17 protein-coding genes are annotated in these 15,516 nt (G+C 72.2%); 11 read left to right on the top strand and 6 right to left on the bottom strand.

Features of this window, described 5'->3' with window-relative positions; genetic code table 11:
- Window positions 1-17 precede the first annotated feature (17 nt).
- The 9 genes from AC3AQ1_RS01690 to AC3AQ1_RS01650 all read left to right on the top strand — a co-directional run bounded on the left by AC3AQ1_RS01690 (window position 18) and on the right by AC3AQ1_RS01650 (window position 8,342).
- Window positions 18-1,424, top strand: a complete 1,407-nt coding sequence (locus AC3AQ1_RS01690) for a dipeptidase (protein WP_313558295.1) — start codon at window positions 18-20, stop codon at window positions 1,422-1,424.
- On the top strand, window positions 1,412-2,566 hold the full coding sequence (locus tag AC3AQ1_RS01685) for a glycerate kinase (protein ID WP_108717560.1): 1,155 nt from the start codon (window positions 1,412-1,414) through the stop codon (window positions 2,564-2,566). Before AC3AQ1_RS01690 ends, AC3AQ1_RS01685 begins: the two co-directional genes overlap by 13 nt.
- A 200-nt stretch (window positions 2,567-2,766) precedes the next feature.
- The gene (erpA, locus tag AC3AQ1_RS01680; protein ID WP_108717559.1) at window positions 2,767-3,150 is read left to right on the top strand and encodes an iron-sulfur cluster insertion protein ErpA; all 384 of its coding nucleotides are present in this window, start codon (window positions 2,767-2,769) and stop codon (window positions 3,148-3,150) included.
- A gap of 141 nt (window positions 3,151-3,291) precedes the next feature.
- A complete protein-coding gene (locus tag AC3AQ1_RS01675) occupies window positions 3,292-4,284 on the top strand; it encodes an FKBP-type peptidyl-prolyl cis-trans isomerase (RefSeq protein ID WP_108717558.1) in 993 nt (330 codons plus the stop codon).
- 203 nt (window positions 4,285-4,487) lie between these two features.
- Entirely contained in the window at window positions 4,488-5,351 is an 864-nt protein-coding gene (ctaC, locus tag AC3AQ1_RS01670; protein ID WP_108717557.1) for an aa3-type cytochrome oxidase subunit II, read from the top strand.
- Window positions 5,351-7,165, top strand: a complete 1,815-nt coding sequence (gene ctaD / locus AC3AQ1_RS01665; RefSeq protein WP_108717556.1) for an aa3-type cytochrome oxidase subunit I — start codon at window positions 5,351-5,353, stop codon at window positions 7,163-7,165. Before ctaC ends, ctaD begins: the two co-directional genes overlap by 1 nt.
- Complete coding sequence (locus AC3AQ1_RS01660; RefSeq protein ID WP_313557208.1) at window positions 7,162-7,626, top strand: cytochrome c oxidase subunit 4; 465 nt, start codon at window positions 7,162-7,164, stop codon at window positions 7,624-7,626. The genes ctaD and AC3AQ1_RS01660 overlap by 4 nt, the downstream gene beginning before the upstream one ends.
- 138 nt (window positions 7,627-7,764) lie before the next feature.
- Window positions 7,765-8,181, top strand: a complete 417-nt coding sequence (locus AC3AQ1_RS01655) for a beta-class carbonic anhydrase (protein ID WP_199916506.1) — start codon at window positions 7,765-7,767, stop codon at window positions 8,179-8,181.
- Complete coding sequence (locus AC3AQ1_RS01650) at window positions 8,178-8,342, top strand: carbonic anhydrase (protein WP_199916505.1); 165 nt, start codon at window positions 8,178-8,180, stop codon at window positions 8,340-8,342. Before AC3AQ1_RS01655 ends, AC3AQ1_RS01650 begins: the two co-directional genes overlap by 4 nt.
- A 108-nt stretch (window positions 8,343-8,450) precedes the next feature.
- Here AC3AQ1_RS01650 and AC3AQ1_RS01645 read toward each other — a convergent pair whose 3' ends face one another.
- The 5 genes from AC3AQ1_RS01645 to ctaE all read right to left on the bottom strand — a co-directional run bounded on the left by AC3AQ1_RS01645 (window position 8,451) and on the right by ctaE (window position 13,494).
- Window positions 8,451-9,077 carry a superoxide dismutase gene (locus AC3AQ1_RS01645; RefSeq protein ID WP_108717555.1) on the bottom strand — a complete coding sequence of 209 codons (627 nt, stop codon included), beginning with the start codon at window positions 9,075-9,077 and terminating at the stop codon, window positions 8,451-8,453.
- A 140-nt stretch (window positions 9,078-9,217) separates the two neighbouring features.
- Entirely contained in the window at window positions 9,218-10,930 is a 1,713-nt protein-coding gene (qcrB, locus tag AC3AQ1_RS01640) for a cytochrome bc1 complex cytochrome b subunit (protein WP_108717554.1), read from the bottom strand.
- Window positions 10,931-10,932: 2 nt separating this feature from the next.
- Complete coding sequence (qcrA, locus tag AC3AQ1_RS01635) at window positions 10,933-12,015, bottom strand: cytochrome bc1 complex Rieske iron-sulfur subunit (protein WP_108717553.1); 1,083 nt, start codon at window positions 12,013-12,015, stop codon at window positions 10,933-10,935.
- Complete coding sequence (gene qcrC / locus AC3AQ1_RS01630) at window positions 12,012-12,800, bottom strand: cytochrome bc1 complex diheme cytochrome c subunit (RefSeq protein ID WP_108719904.1); 789 nt, start codon at window positions 12,798-12,800, stop codon at window positions 12,012-12,014. Before qcrC ends, qcrA begins: the two co-directional genes overlap by 4 nt.
- A gap of 58 nt (window positions 12,801-12,858) precedes the next feature.
- The gene (gene ctaE / locus AC3AQ1_RS01625) at window positions 12,859-13,494 is read right to left on the bottom strand and encodes an aa3-type cytochrome oxidase subunit III (RefSeq protein WP_234417659.1); all 636 of its coding nucleotides are present in this window, start codon (window positions 13,492-13,494) and stop codon (window positions 12,859-12,861) included.
- A 189-nt stretch (window positions 13,495-13,683) separates the two neighbouring features.
- On the opposite strand from ctaE, the gene AC3AQ1_RS01620 reads away from it, so the two are divergent.
- On the top strand, window positions 13,684-14,178 hold the full coding sequence (locus AC3AQ1_RS01620) for a response regulator transcription factor (RefSeq protein WP_234417658.1): 495 nt from the start codon (window positions 13,684-13,686) through the stop codon (window positions 14,176-14,178).
- Window positions 14,175-15,224: an anthranilate phosphoribosyltransferase gene (gene trpD / locus AC3AQ1_RS01615; protein WP_108717552.1), complete on the top strand. Its 1,050-nt coding sequence runs from the start codon at window positions 14,175-14,177 to the stop codon at window positions 15,222-15,224. The genes AC3AQ1_RS01620 and trpD overlap by 4 nt, the downstream gene beginning before the upstream one ends.
- Before the next feature lie 4 nt (window positions 15,225-15,228).
- Here trpD and AC3AQ1_RS01610 read toward each other — a convergent pair whose 3' ends face one another.
- Window positions 15,229-15,510, bottom strand: coding sequence for an Lrp/AsnC family transcriptional regulator (locus tag AC3AQ1_RS01610; RefSeq protein ID WP_108717551.1), 282 nt, complete (start codon window positions 15,508-15,510; stop codon window positions 15,229-15,231).
- Window positions 15,511-15,516 lie beyond the last annotated feature (6 nt).

The following is a 15,516-nucleotide window of genomic DNA, read 5'->3' as shown; positions in this document are numbered from 1 at the left end:
CCCGGTAGGTTCGACGCGTGACGACGGTCCCAGACGCTTCCACGCCCGACCCCCTGCCCCTCCCGAACGAGACCCTCGAGGCGCTCGAGCGCGCCGTCGACGCCGGCGTCGACGACGTGCGGGCCGACCTCGAGGCGCTGGTGCGCATCCCGTCGGTCTCGGCGCCCGCGTTCGACCAGGCGCACGTCGAGGCGAGCGCGTCCGCCGTCGCGGACCTGCTGCGCGGCGCCGGCCTGCCGCAGGTCGAGGTGGTGCGGGTGCCGGGCGGCGCGCCCGCCGTCGTCGCCCACCGACCGGGGCCCGACGGCGCACCCACCGTCCTGCTGTACGCCCACCACGACGTCCAGCCGCCGGGCGAGGGCTGGACCACCGAGCCGTTCGAGCCGACCCGTCGCGGGGACCGGCTCTACGGGCGGGGCGCCGCCGACGACAAGGCGGGCGTCATGGCCCACGTCGGCGCGCTGCGCGCGCTCACCGCGGTGTTCGCGGACGCGTGGCCGGTCGGGGTCACCGTGTTCGTCGAGGGCGAGGAGGAGGTGGGCTCGCCGTCGTTCACCGCGTTCCTCGACACGTTCGGGGACCGCCTGCGCTCCGACGTGGTCGTGGTCGCCGACTCGGCGAACTGGAAGGTGGGCATCCCCGCGCTCACGACGTCGCTGCGCGGCCTCGTGGATCTCGTCGTGCGCGTCGACGTGCTCGAGCACGCGGTGCACTCGGGAGTCTTCGGCGGACCGGTGCTGGACGCGCTCACGCTGCTCGCGCGGCTCGTGGCGACGCTGCACGACGAGGACGGCAGCGTCGCCGTCGAGGGCCTCGTCCGCGGCGAGGCCGCCCCGCTGGACTACTCCGAGGAGATGTTCCGCGCGGAGGCGGGCGTGCTCGACGGCGTGCGCCTCGCCGGCACCGGGACGATCCCGGACCGGCTGTGGATGCGTCCGGCGCTGAGCGTCATCGGCATCGACGCCCCGACGATCGCGCACTCCTCCAACACCATCCGGCACACCGCCGCGGCCAAGCTGAGCCTCCGCCTCGCGCCCGGGCAGGACCCCGCGGCCGCCGAGGCGGCGCTGATCGCCCACCTGCACGCGCACGCACCGTTCGGCGCGCGGCTCACGGTGACCCCGGGCGAGCGCGGCGAGGCCTTCCTCGCGCCGCACGACGCGCCCGCGATGCGCACGGCCCGCGCGGCCTTCGCGCGCGCCTGGGGCCACCCGCCGGTCGACATGGGGATGGGTGGCTCGATCCCGTTCATCGCCGACCTGCTGCGCCTCGCGCCCGACGCCACGATCCTCGTGACGGGCGTGGAGGACCCCGACGCGCGGGCGCACGGGGCCGACGAGTCGGTCCACCTGGGCGAGCTGCGGCACGTCGTCGTGGCCGAGGCGCTGCTGCTCGCCGCGCTCGGGGCCGGGTGCGCGTCCTGATCGCCGCCGCGCGCGTCGGCTCGCTGCCCGCGCGCGGCGCCCTCGACGCGTTCGCCGCGGGCTGGCGCTCGGGCAACCCCGACGCACTGCTCGACCTCGCGGTGTGCTCGAGCGGCGCGCACGACCTGCTCGACGCGGTCGAGGCCGTGCACGGCGGGTCGCGCGAGGTCGAGACCGTCGTCGCCGCCGACGGCGAGCACGAGCACCCGGTCGTCGTCCTGCTGGTCGCGGGCACCGCCTACGTCCAGGCCGGTGACGTGCTCGACCCGCCGCTCGCGCGGGCGACGACCGCGTGGACCGGGACGTCCTACGGAGTGGGGCAGATCGTCGCGCGCGCCGCCGACGCCGGCGTGCGCCGCGTCGTGGTGGGGGCGGGCGACGCGGCCACACTGGATCTCGGAGCGGGCCTGCTGGCCGCCCTCGCCGACGCGCCGCCCGGACCGTTCGACCCCGCGACGGCGCTCGACCGGCTCCCGGCCTGGCTCACGACGGCGCGTGCCCGGCTGCGCGCGACCGAGCTCGTGCTGGCCGCGGGGACGGCTGCGAGCGTCCGCGGCCTGCGCGGTGCGGCGGCGGCGCTGCGCGAGAGGGTCGGCGCTGCGCAGAGCCAGGCGCTGGACGCGCGCCTCGCGCCGCTGGCCGCCGCTCTCGAGGCCCAGCGGGTCTCGCGGCACGACCTGCTCGGCGCGGGCGGCGGCCTCGCGGCGGGCGGGACGGGTGCGCCTGGTACGCCTGGTGCGCCTGGTGCGCCGGCGTCCGCGACGTCGTCGACGGCCGGGACGGCCGGCGCCGGCTCGGGTGGCGGACTGGGCGCCGCGGTGCTCGCGCTCGGCGGGCGGGTCGTCCCGGGCGCCGCCTTCGTCGCGGCCGAGACCGGTGTCCCGGCGCGGGCGCGCGAGGCCGAGCTCGCCGTCGTGCTGGCCGACCGGGTGGACCCGGTCGAGGCGGACACCGGGGTCCTCGGTGCGGTCGCCGCGGCGGCGGCGCGCGACGGCGTCGCGCTCCTCGCGCTCGGCCGCACGGGTGTGCTGTCGCGGCGCGGCGCGGCGCCGTTCGGGATCAGCGCCACCGGGCACGTCGAGGGAACCGCCGAGGGGCTGACGGCCGCGGGGCGCAAGCACGCCGCGGCCTGGCGGTGGTGAGGCGGCGCGCCCGCTCGGCCCGCTCGACGGCGAGCTCGGCCACGCCTGGGGCGAACGTCACGGCGGGGATCGGCGCACCGGGCGTACCGTAGGGGCAGGACCGACGCCCGACCCGTGCGCGACAGCCCCTCGACCGGCTCGTGCGCGACCCACCCCGAGCGCTGCCCGTCCGGCAGCCCGACCACCGAGCAGGAGCACCGATGACCGACACCCTGGCGGGCACGACCCCGGCCGAGCAGACGCAGCAGGCGGACCCCACGCACGAGGTCACCCTCACGGACGTCGCGGCGTCCAAGGTGCGCTCGCTCCTGGAGCAGGAGGGCCGCGACGACCTTCGGCTGCGCGTCGCCGTGCAGCCCGGCGGCTGCTCGGGCCTCATCTACCAGCTGTACTTCGACGAGCGCCTGCTCGACGGTGACGCCGTCGTCGACTTCGACGGCGTCGAGGTCGTCGTGGACCGGATGAGCGTCCCCTACCTCGCCGGCGCCACGATCGACTTCGCCGACACGATCGCGAAGCAGGGCTTCACGATCGACAACCCGAACGCCGCCGGTTCCTGCGCCTGCGGCGACTCGTTCCACTGACGGGTCCCTGACGGCCCCGCCGGCCGCCGAATCCCCGTTCTCGCGCCCGCGGTGGCCCAGGCCACCGCGGGCGTTCTCACAGGTGGCGTCCAGGCTGCCTTGTTATCCAGAGTGCAGACCCGACACCACCTGAGGAGCTCCGTGCGTCATCGCCTTGCCCTGCCCGCCGTCCTGCCCGCCGCGCTGCTCGTCGGCGCGCTCGCCCTCGCGGGGTGCTCGTCCGACTCGAGCACGGAGTCCGCCACCGGTTCCGCCGACGCCACCGCCTCCGCCGACGCGTCCGCGGGTGACGCCGCGACCGACGCCGCCGTGATCGCCGGCAGCGACGTCGGCTTCGAGGCCTCGGGCGCGTTCGGCGAGAAGCCGACCCTCACGTTCAGCGCCGACGCCGCCCCCGAGGGCCTGCAGGTGCAGACGGCCAGCGCCGGCGACGGGGCCACGATCGAGGCCGGGGACTTCGTCGTGGCGAACTACCTCGGCCAGGTCTGGAACGGCGACGTCTTCGACAACTCCTACGACCGTGGCGCGCCGAGCGGCTTCTCGCTCGACGGCGTGATCGAGGGCTGGTCCACCGGCCTCGTCGGGCAGACCGTCGGCTCCCGCGTGCTGCTCACCATCCCGTCCGACCTCGGCTACGGCGACACCGGGAGCAGCGACGGCTCCATCGCGGCCGGCGACACGATCGTGTTCGTCGTCGACGTCGTCGACGCGTACGGGGCCGAGTCCACCGGCCAGGCCGACGCCACGCCCACCGACGCGGACGTGCCCGTGACGGTCGACGGCGACCTCGGCGCACCCATCGCGAAGGTCACGGTGGCCGACGGCGCCACCGAGCCGACCGAGAGCTCCGCCACGGTGCTCGCGACCGGCACCGGCGACCCGGTGGCCGCCGAGGACCAGGTGATCGTCCAGTACACGCTGACCACCTGGGACAACGCGGACTTCGAGACGTCCTGGCCCTCGCTCGGCGGGTACGGCATGCAGTCCGCTGCCGTCTCCGAGGGTTCCCCGTTCGCGCCGCTCGTGGGCGTGCCGGTCGGCTCGCGCGTGCTGCTGCTGCTCCCCGCGGACGCGTCCACCGAGTCGGCGGCGCTCGCCGTCGTGGTCGACGTCGTGGGCACGGTCGGCTCCTGATCCTCAGCCGGTCCCGGGACGGGCGTCCCGGACCGGCTCCCGACCCGGTCTCCGGCCGGGTCCACGAGCGGCGCCGTCGTTTCCTGACGGCAGGGTCCCGCGACGTCGTGACGGCGTCGCGGGACCGTTCTCGTACCACCCGCGAACGGCGACATTCCGCGGCGGAGCGGCGCCTGGGACGAAGGTCCCGCTATGGTGACGACGTGTCGACATCGCCCCACCGCCCACGCCGGAAGGTAGTCGTCGCGGCCCTCGCTGCCGTGACCGCACTCGGCCTGTCCGGCTGCTCCGACATCGTCCAGCGCGGCTTCCTGCCCGAGCAGGCCCCCGGCGCGACCAACCACACCGACACGGTGATCTCGCTGTGGAACAACGCGTGGATCGCCGCGCTCGCGGTCGGTGTGCTCGTGTGGGGGCTGCTGCTGTGGTGCATCGTCGTGTACCGCAAGCGCAAGGGGGACAACGAGCTCCCCGTGCAGCTGCGCTACCACGTGCCGCTGGAGCTGATGTACACGTTCGTGCCGATCGTCATGATCGGCGTGCTGTTCGCGTTCACGTCGCGCTCGATGGGCGAGATCGTCGACACGAGCGCGGAGCCGGACGTGCACATCGAGGTCGTCGGCAAGCGGTGGAGCTGGGACTTCAACTACACCGACGCGGACGTGCACTACTCCGGCACCCAGGTCGTGCTGACCGGCCAGGAGGGCGTCGCCGAGACGCTCCCCACGCTGTACCTGCCGCAGGGTGAGAACGTCGAGATCTCGCTGCGCACCCGCGACGTCAACCACGCGTTCTGGGTCCCGGGCTTCCTGATGAAGCTCGACATGATCGCCGGCCGCACCAACGCGTTCCAGATCGTGCCGCAGGAGCTGGGCACGTTCGAGGGCAAGTGCGCCGAGCTGTGCGGGGAGTACCACGCGTCGATGCTCTTCAACGTCGAGGTCGTGACTCCCGAGGAGTTCGAGGAGAAGATGGCGGAGTACCGCGAGGCCGGCAACACCGGGCTGCTCGGGCCGGAGTACGACACGGACCAGGCGAACGTGCCGAGCGAGGAGGGCGAGGGCTGATGGCCATCGACGAGATCCAGCAGATCGACTCCCCGCCGCGCGCCCCGGTCGCGACCGTCCCGGGTCTGGCGCCGTCGCGCCAGCGGCGGGGCAACGCGATCGTGGCGTGGATCACCTCCACCGACCACAAGACCATCGGGTACATGTACCTGGTCACGTCGTTCACGTTCTTCTGCATCGGCGGCCTGCTCGCCCTCGCGATCCGCGCGGAGCTCTTCTCGCCCGGACGCCAGCTCTTCACGAGCGCCGAGCAGTACAACCAGTTCTTCACGATGCACGGCGGCATCATGCTGCTGCTGTTCGCGACGCCCCTGTTCGCGGGTTTCGCGAACGTGCTGGCGCCGCTGCAGATCGGCGCGCCCGACGTGGCGTTCCCGCGGCTGAACCAGTTCGCGTACTTCCTGTACCTGTTCGGCGGGCTGCTGGCCGTCAGCGGGTTCCTCACGCCGGACGGCCCGGCCGGGTTCGGCTGGACGTCGTACGTGCCGCTCGCCTCGGAGACGTTCTCGCCGGGCCTCGGCGCGGACCTGTGGCTCGTCGGGTTCGGCCTCACGGGCTTCTCGACGATCTTCGGCTCGGTCAACTTCATCACGACGATCATCTGCATGCGCGCACCCGGCATGACGATGTTCCGGATGCCGATCTTCACGTGGAACGTGCTCATCACGTCGGTCCTCGCGCTCATGGCGTTCCCGGTGCTGACGGCGGCGTACTTCGGGCTGCTGGCCGACCGGCGGCTCGACGCGCTGGTGTTCGACCCGGCGTCCGGCGGCGCGATGCTGTGGCAGCACCTCTTCTGGTTCTTCGGCCACCCCGAGGTGTACATCCTCGCGCTGCCGTTCTTCGGCATCGTGTCGGAGATCTTCCCCGTCTTCTCGCGCAAGCCGATCTTCGGGTACAAGACGCTCGTGCTCGCGACCCTCACCATCGCCGGCCTGTCGGTCACGGTGTGGGCGCACCACATGTACACGACCGGCGCGGTGATGCTGTCGTTCTTCGCGCTCATGACGATGCTGATCGCAGTGCCCACCGGCGTGAAGTTCTTCAACTGGATCGGCACGATGTGGCGCGGCAAGCTCACGTTCGAGACGCCGATGCTGTGGGCCTGCGGGTTCCTCGCGACCTTCCTCTTCGGCGGCCTGACCGGCGTCATCCTCGCCTCGCCGACGCTCGACTTCCAGCTGCACGACACGTACTTCGTCGTCGCGCACTTCCACTACGTCGTCTTCGGCACCGTGGTGTTCGCGATGTTCGCGGGCTTCTACTTCTGGTGGCCCAAGTTCACCGGGAAGATGCTCAACGAGCGCCTCGGCAAGATCCACTTCTGGCTCACGTTCATCGGGTTCCACACCACGTTCCTCATCCAGCACTGGATCGGCGCGAAGAACATGCCCCGCCGGTACGTGGACTACCTCGTCGAGGACAACATCACGGTCCAGAACCAGATCTCGACGGTCGGCGCCTTCATCCTCGCGGCCGCGACGCTCCCGTTCATCTGGAACGTCATCACGACGTGGCGCAACGCGCCGCAGGTCACGGTCGACGATCCGTGGGGCTACAGCCGGTCGCTCGAGTGGGCGACGTCGTGCCCGCCGCCGCGGCACAACTTCGTGTCGATCCCGCGGATCCGCTCCGAGTCGCCCGCGTTCGACCTGCACCACCCCGAGGTCGCCGCGATGGACCACGTCGAGACCGATCCCGGCTTCCTCGACCAGGTGTACGGCAACGCCGACATGCAGGGCTCGATCCAGGAGGCCACCTCCGGCGGCTCTCCCGCGGGCGAGGACGAGAACCGGAAGGGTGACCACGCGTGACCGCGCAGCACACCGGCGGCCCCGACCGCCACGTCGAGCCGTCCCGCCGGACGCGGCCCCCGCTGTTCGTCGAGACCGTCGTCTTCGGCGCGCTGGTGCCGTTCTTCATCCTCGTCGGCGTCGTGTACATCGTGCTGACGGACTTCGAGCCGGTCGGGTCCGTCGCGATCCTGCTCCTCGCCGGGCTCGCGGGCCTCGTCGCCTTCTTCCTGTTCGCGACCGGGCGGCGGATCGACGCCCGGCCCGAGGACGACCCGCTCGGGACGGTCGAGTCGGCCGCGGGGGAGTACGGCGAGTTCTCGCCGCACTCCTGGTGGCCGTTCGTGCTGGCGTGCGGCGCCGCCGTGCTGTTCCTCGGCGTGGCCGTGGGCTGGTGGGTGTGCGTCATCGGTGCCGTCGTGGGCCTCATCGGCCTGGTCGGCCTGCTGTTCGAGCACTCCCGCGGGCAGCACGCGCACTGACGGACCGCTCGGACACGATCTCGCGAGAAGGGGCGCCCGTACCGGGCGCCCCTTCTCGCGTCTGACCCCTGGCGCGCGGGGCGGCGCTGGTCCAGGCTGGGTGAGCCATCAGGCGCCGTCGTCCGAGAGGAGCCCGCGATGTCCGTCCTGCCCGAGGTGCTCGCCGCGAACGCGGCCTACGCCGCCGACTTCGGCGAGCGCGGTTCGCTCGCCCTGCCCCCCGCCCGCCGCTTCGCGATCCTCACGTGCATGGACGCGCGCCTGGACCCGGCGCGGTACGCGGGTCTCGCCGAGGGCGACGCCCACGTCATCCGCAACGCCGGGGGCCGGGCCTCCGACGACGCGATCCGCTCCCTCGTCATCTCCTACAAGCTCCTCGGCACGCAGGAGTGGTTCGTCGTCCACCACACGGACTGCGGCATGGAGACTTCCGGGGCGACGTCATGGCGGGCCTGCTGGACGCCAGCCTCGAGACCGCTGAGCTCGGCCCGAACGGTTTCGTCGACGTCGGCGAGGGCCCCGGCTCGCCGGCCGGTCACGACGTCGACTGGTTGACGATCGCGGACCGCGAGCAGGCCGTGGTCGACGACGTGGCGCGGATCCGCAACCACGACCTGGTGCCCGCCCGGATCCCGGTCTACGGGTACGTGTACGACGTGACGACGGGCCGCCTGATCGAGGTGGCGGAGGCGACCGCGGTCGGCGCCGCGTCCTGACCCGTCCCGGACGCCACGACGGGGCGCCCCCGGGTGGGGGCGCCCCGTCGTGGCGTCGTGTGCCCTGCTGAGCGGCGGGACGCCGCGCACGCCGGGCCGCGGGTGGGGTCAGGCCGGGACGATGAGCCCCGAGGCGCCGGCGGTCGTCGCGCGCTGCAGGCGCTCCGCGACGTCGCTCCAGTTCACGATGTTCCAGAACGCCTTGATGTAGTCGGCGCGCACGTTGAGGTAGTCGAGGTAGTACGCGTGCTCCCAGACGTCGAGCATGAGGAGCGGCACGAGACCGAGAGCGAGGTTGCCCTGCTGGTCGTAGAGCTGCACGATGACCGGCTTGGCGCCGATCGTGTCGTAGGCCAGGACGGCCCAGCCGGAGCCCTGAACGCCCGCCGCCACGGCCGTGAAGTGCTTCTTGAACGCCTCGACGCCGCCGAACGCGTCCTCGAGCGCGGCGAGGAGCTCACCGGTCGGCTCGCCGCCGTCGGGAGACAGGTTGTTCCAGAACACCGTGTGGTTGACGTGACCGCCCAGGTTGAACGCGAGGTTCTTGGAGTGCAGGTTGACGGCCGCCAGGTCGTCGGCGTCCCGGGCCTCGGCGAGCTTCTCCAGCGCCGTGTTGGCCCCGGTCACGTAGGCCTGGTGGTGCTTGTCGTGGTGGAGCTCCATGATCTTGCCCGAGATGTGCGGCTCCAGGGCCGCGTAGTCGTAGGGGAGCTCGGGAAGGGTGTAGACGGGCATGCTGTCCTCTCCTGACATGTGATCGTGCCCCGTACCAGGTGCGCGGGGGTCCTCCATCGGTCCAACGTACGCGGCCCCCCTCGCCTTCCGCGAGGGGGGCCGCATCTCGTCCGTTGGTCGGATCCGGGCGAGCCGGAGGCTCAGTGCTGGGCGCCGCTCCCGGCCTCGAGGGACTCCCGCTCGGGCCGCGCCAGCGAGGCGTGGTCGTCCGCGCCCTCGACGGCGGACGCGCCGTGGGCGTCGTGAGCGTGCGCCAGCTCGGCGGGCGTCACCGGTTCCACCCGGTCGGCGAAGAAGAAGTTCGACACCTTCTGGCGCCGCTGCAGCTTCTTGTAGCCGGGACGGGCGACGCCGCGCTCGTTCTCGGCCGACCCGATCTCGAGCGGGCGCGCGGGCTCGTGCTGGACGAGAACCCAGCGCTCGGCGTCGGTGAGCGGCTGGTGCACCTCGATGTACTCCCCGGACGCGAAGCGCACCACGCGGCCCGTCTCGTACCCGTGGAGCACGAGCTCGCGGTCACGCCGCTGGAGGGCGAGGCACATGCGCTTCGTCACCATGAAGGCGATGAAGGGACCCACGAGGAACAGCACCCGGAACACCCAGGTGATCTCGTTGATCGAGAGGTGGAAGTGGGTCGCGATGATGTCGTTCGAGCCCGCCAGCGCCAGGATGATGAAGGCGGTGAGGATCGCGACGCCGACCCCGGTGCGGGTCGGGACGTTGCGCGGCCGGTCGAGGAGGTGGTGCTCACGCTTGTCGCCGCTGGCCCACTGCTCGAGGAACGGGTACACGGCCAACGACGTGAACAGGATCCCCGGGACGACCACGCCGGGCACGAGGATGTTGAGCGAGACGGTGTAGCCGCCCCACGTGACGAACTCCGTCTGGCCCGGCATGAGGCGCAGTGCACCCTCGAGGAACAGCATGTACCAGTCGGGCTGGGCCCCGGCGGACACCGGGGAGGGGTCGTACGGCCCGTAGTTCCAGATGCTGTTGATCGAGAGCGTCGCGCCCATGATCGCGAGGACGCCGAACACGACGAAGAAGAACCCGCCGGCCTTGGCCATGTACACCGGGAAGAGCGGGTAGCCCACCACGTTGCGGTTCGTCCGGCCCGGCCCGGGGTACTGGGTGTGCTTGTGCACGACCACGAGGATCAGGTGCACCGCGACGAGCGCCAGGATCAGACCTGGCACGAGCAGGATGTGCGCCGTGAAGAGGCGGGGGATGATCACGGTTCCGGGGAACTCGCCGCCGAAGAGCAGGAACGAGACGTAGGAGCCGATGATCGGGATGCCCTTGGCCACACCGTCGGCGATCCGCAGTCCGTTGCCCGAGAGGACGTCGTCCGGCAGCGAGTAGCCCGTGAACCCGGCCAGGAGGCCGAGGATCATGAGCGTGAAGCCGACGACCCAGTTCAGCTCGCGGGGCTTGCGGAACGCGCCGGTGAAGAAGATGCGCATCATGTGCGTGACGATCGACGCCATGAACAGCAGCGCCGCCCAGTGGTGGATCTGCCGCATCAGCAGGCCGCCGCGCACGTGGAACGACAGGTGCAGCGTGGAGGCGAACGCCTCGGACATCTCGACGCCGCGCATCGTGACCGGGAGCGCGTCCTCGGGGTAGTGCACCTCGGTCATGCTCGGGACGAAGAACACCGCCAGGAAGGTGCCCGTGAGCAGCAGGACGACGAAGCTGTAGAGCGCGATCTCCCCGAGCATGAACGACCAGTGGTCGGGGAACACCTTGCGGGCGAACTCCTTGACGAGCTTGCCCGCGCCGATGCGCGTGTCGAAGAAGTCACCGGTGCCGGCGGCGAGCTTCGCGGCGGGGGTCGTGGGTGCGGAAGCCATGCTCAGTAGTCCTCCCCGCGGATCGGGCGCTGACGCTCCCAGGTGGACGGTCCGACCGCCTCGTGGAAGTCGCTCTGGGCGACGAGGTACCCCTCGTCGTCGACCGTGATCGGCAGCTGCGGCAGGGCGCGCTTGGCGGGTCCGAAGACCACCTTGGCGCCGTCCGTGATGTCGAAGGTGGACTGGTGACAGGGACAGAGCAGGTGGTGGGTCTGCTGCTCGTAGAGCGCCACGGGGCAGCCCACGTGGGTGCAGACCTTGGAGTACGCCACGATGCCCTGCCAGGACCAGTCCTCCCGGCCGGGCTGCACCTTGAGCTCGCTCGGGTCGAGCCGCACGAGGAGCACGATGGCCTTGGCCTTCTCCTCGAGCATGTGCTCGGACTCGTTGAGCCCGTCGGGGATCACGTGCCAGACGGACCCGATCGTGACCTGCTCGGGACGGATCAGCGCGCCGTCGGGGTCACGGGCCAGGCGCGTGCCCTGCCGCCACATCGTGTGGCGCATGGCGTTGACGTTCCAGGTGCCGCCGAGGTTGCCCACCAGGGGCACCACGAACGCCAGCGGGGCAAGGGCGACGGCACCGACGAGCGCGCCCTTGAGCAGCGGGCGGCGACCGATCTGCGAGTCCTGCGCGCCGTCCTTGAGGAGCTGGACGGCATCGGCCCGGGTCTGGTCGTCGCTGCGCTGCGCGTGCCGCTCGTCGACCTGCTCGACGTCGGACATCAGCGCCTTCGCCCAGTGGATGGCGGCGACGCCGATCCCGAGCATGCCGACGCCGAGGCCGAGGCCGATCGAGAGCGTGGAGTAGCGGACGTTGCCGAGCGTCGCGTCCATGGGGAACGCGAAGTACCCCCACACACCCACGATCGAGGCAAGCATCGAGAGTCCGAAGATGAGCGCCACCTGGCGCTCGACCTTCTTCGCGCCGGCCGGAGAGGCGTCCGAGAGGCGGTGCCGGTGCTCCGGGAGGCCCGGGTTCTCGAAGGCCTCGGCGGACTCGCCGACGGCGAGGGGGTCGTTCACGAGCGAGCCGGCGGTGCCGTGCTCGCCCGTGGTCAGGTCCTTCCCCGTGGTGCTGCTCATGAGGACTTCGCTCCGATCCACACTGCGGCGGCGATCAGCGCGCCCATGCCGACGATCCACACCCACATGCCCTCCGACACCGGCCCGATCGCGCCGAGGTTCGCGCCGCCGGGGCTGGCGTTGTCCGCGCGCTGCTCCATGAGGAACGCGATGACGTCGCGCTTAGCCTCGGGCGTGATGTTCGCGTCGTTGAAGACGGGCATCGACTGCGGGCCGGTGAGCATGGCCTCGTAGATCTGCTGGGGCGTGGTGTGGAAGAGGGACGGGGCGAACTTGCCCTGGCTCAGCGCACCTCCGGCACCGATGGCGTTGTGGCACATCGCGCAGTTGGTGCGGAAGACGAGCATGCCGTTCGCGGCGTCACCGAGGGAGGCATCGACCTGTTCCGCGGTCGGGCTGGACGGACCGGGGCCGAGCGTGGCGACCCAGGCGGCCAGCGCCTTCGTCTGCGCCGCGGTGAACTGGGGCGGCTTCGCCGGGGCCTGCGGCGCCGAGGCGGCCATCGGCATGCGCCCGGTGCTGACCTGGAAGTGCACCGCGGCGGAGCCGACGCCGATCAGGGACGGGGCGATGCCGTCGCGGCCCTCGGCGGACATGCCGTGGCACGACGCGCAGTTGGCCCGGAAGAGCTTCTGGCCCTCGGCGATCTGGTCGGGGGAGCTCGTGTCCGCCGCGGCGGGGGTCGGCGCGGCGATCGCGTACACCCCGCCGACGGCGAGCAGCGCGAGCAGCATGAGCAGCACCGGGGCGAACCGGCTTCGTCGTGCGCCGGCGAGGGCCTTCACCACGTCGAGTCCTCGTTTCCAGGTCGGGAGCGGGGGGCGGGAACGGTCGTCACGGCCCTCACCTCAGGAAGTAGATGACGAAGAAGAGGGCGATCCAGACGACGTCGACGAAGTGCCAGTAGTACGACGTCACGACGGCGCGGGTCGCCTCGAGGTGCGTGAAGCGGCCGGCGACGAACGAGGACCCGAGCACGAACAGGAAGGCGATCAGCCCGCCGATCACGTGCAGGCCGTGGAAGCCGGTGGTGAGGAAGAAGACGGTGCCCCACGTCGAGTTGGCGATCGTGATGCCCTCGTGCACGAGCTCGGCGTACTCCGTCACCTGACCGGCCACGAACACCGCGCCCATGAGGAACGTCAGGGTGTACCACTCCTGCATACCCCAGCCGCGGACGTCCAGCAGGCTCCCGGTGCGGCGCTGGCGCAGGTGCTCGGCGGCGTTGACGCCGATCTGGCACGTGACCGAGGACAGCACGAGGATCGCGGTGTTGGTGATGACGAACGGCATGTTCAGCTTCGACGTGCTCTCGGCCCAGACCTCGGGTCCGGCCACGGCGCGGTGGGTGAAGTAGATCGCGAACATTCCCGCGAAGAACATGAGCTCGCTCGACAGCCACACGATAGTGCCGACCTGGGTCATGTTCGGCCGGTCGACGCTCACGTGGGCGCTGGGGGCGACGGCATGAGTGGACACGCGCTCATTATGGCGAACTGTCGCCTCCCGCCCCCGCCGCCCGGCGGTGACCGGCGTGTTTGCGCCGGAAACGGGCCTCACAGGGGGCCGGGCGCGAGGCGTCGAGGCGGGTGATCTGACGCCGCCGTGCGGCGTGTAAGAAAACGGTGTGCGGGGTGGGGTGGGGTGGTGCCGCACTAGCATCGGGGCATGACGTCACACCTGCCTCAGCCCGCGGCCGACGCCCCCGGAACGGGCGTCGTGGAGCGAGGCTCCGCACCGGCCCCGTCCGCCGCCCGCGCCCGCGTGGTGCTCTACAGCGACGACGTCGAGACCCGCGCCGCGGTGCGCCGCGCCGTCGGGCGCAGGGCGTCGAGGGACACCCCCTTCATCGAGTGGGTCGAGGTCGCGACGCCCGAGACGCTGCTGACGGAGGTCGCGGCGGGCGGCAACGCCCTGCTCGTGCTCGACGGCGAGGCCGCCAAGGTGGGCGGCTTCGGCCTCGCGCGGGAGGTGAAGGAGCGGTTCTTCGACGTGCCGCCCGTCCTCCTGCTCGTCGCACGCCCGCAGGACGCCTGGATCGCGGCGTGGTCGCAGGCGGACGGGATCGTGCCGTTCCCGCTGCGCCCGGCCGCCGTGGCCGACACGGTCGCGGCCCTCCTGCGCGGGGTACCGAGCGACGTCCCGACCCCCACGCACCCGTGACGGCGCCGTCCGCACCCACGTTCCCCGACCTGCTGCGCCGCCTCGTCGCGGGGCAGGACCTCACCGCGCCCGAGGCGCGCTGGGCGATGGACCGCGTCATGGCGGGGGAGGCCCCGCCGTCGGTCGTCGCGGGCCTCCTGGTGGCGATGGCCGCGAAGGGCGAGACGGTCGAGGAGCTCACCGGTTTCGCCGACGCGATGGTCGCCGCCTCGGTGCCCCTCGCGGTGACCGGCCGGGTGGTGGACCTCGTCGGCACCGGCGGCGACCGGCACCACAGCGTGAACATCTCGACGATGGCGTCGATCGTCACGGCGGGAGCCGGCCTCACGGTCGTCAAGCACGGCAACCGGGCGGCGTCCTCCGCGTCGGGTGCCGCGGACGTCCTCGAGGCGCTCGGCGTGCGCCTCGACCTCGCCCCGGACCGCGTGGCGGAGCTGGCCGGCGAGGTCGGCATCACGTTCGCGTTCGCGACGGTGTTCCACCCGTCGATGCGGCACGCCGGGCCCACCCGGCGGGAGCTGGGCATCCCCACGGCGTTCAACGTGCTCGGTCCGCTGACGAACCCGGCGCGTCCGCGGGCGGGCGCGATCGGCGTCGCGAACGCCGCGATGGCCCCGCTCATGGCGGGCGTCTTCGCGGGCCGGGGCGACGACGTCGTGCTCTACCGCTCCCAGGACGGCCTGGACGAGTGGGCCACGACGGCGCCGGTCGACGTCTGGGAGATCGGCGGCGGCCGCTGCGTCCAGCACACGGTGGACGCGACGGCGGCGTTCGGCCTCGCACCCGCGACGCTGCAGGATCTGCGCGGGGGAGACGCGACGGCGAACGCCCGGGTGGTGCGCGACGTCCTGGCGGGCGGACGGGGCGCGGTGCGCGACGCCGTCGTGCTCGGTGCGGCGGCCGCGATCACGGCCGAGGGTTCGCTCGCCGGCGAGGGGACGTTCCTCGACCGCGTGCGTCGCGCGATCGCGGTGGCCGAGCGCTCCCTGGACTCCGGGTCAGCGGCGGACGTCCTCGAACGCTGGATCGCCGCCTCGAACGCGTGAGGCGCTAGTCCTCGATCCCGAGCGCGAACGCCTCCTCGAGGTCGTGCCGGGAGTAGGCCTGGAACGCGATGTACGTGCGGGTGCCGGTCACGCCCGGGACCTTGCCGATCCGGTTCGCGATGACGTCGGCGAGGTCCTCGTGCCGGCGGACCCGGACGATCGCGACGAGGTCGACGTCCCCGGTCACCGAGTACACCTCGCTCACCCCGTCGAGCGCGGCCACCCCCTCGCAGACCTCCGGTACGCGGGCGACGTCGGCGTCGATGAGGGCGATGGCGGTGAACATGCGCCC

It is taken from the genome of Miniimonas sp. S16 (genome assembly GCF_057748195.1).
This window is presented reverse-complemented; position numbering and strand designations above follow the sequence as displayed.

Excerpts from the sequence above, each read along its gene's own strand:
- erpA (WP_108717559.1), top strand. The coding sequence starts at position 2,767 with ATGACCGACACCCTGGCGGGCACGACCCCGGCCGAGCAGACGCAGCAG.
- ctaD (WP_108717556.1), top strand. The coding sequence starts at position 5,351 with ATGGCCATCGACGAGATCCAGCAGATCGACTCCCCGCCGCGCGCCCCG.
- AC3AQ1_RS01655 (WP_199916506.1), top strand. The coding sequence starts at position 7,765 with ATGTCCGTCCTGCCCGAGGTGCTCGCCGCGAACGCGGCCTACGCCGCC.
- AC3AQ1_RS01645 (WP_108717555.1), bottom strand. The coding sequence starts at position 9,077 with ATGCCCGTCTACACCCTTCCCGAGCTCCCCTACGACTACGCGGCCCTG.
- qcrB (WP_108717554.1), bottom strand. The coding sequence starts at position 10,930 with ATGGCTTCCGCACCCACGACCCCCGCCGCGAAGCTCGCCGCCGGCACC.
- qcrA (WP_108717553.1), bottom strand. The coding sequence starts at position 12,015 with ATGAGCAGCACCACGGGGAAGGACCTGACCACGGGCGAGCACGGCACC.
- AC3AQ1_RS01620 (WP_234417658.1), top strand. The coding sequence starts at position 13,684 with ATGACGTCACACCTGCCTCAGCCCGCGGCCGACGCCCCCGGAACGGGC.
- AC3AQ1_RS01610 (WP_108717551.1), bottom strand. The coding sequence starts at position 15,510 with ATGTTCACCGCCATCGCCCTCATCGACGCCGACGTCGCCCGCGTACCG.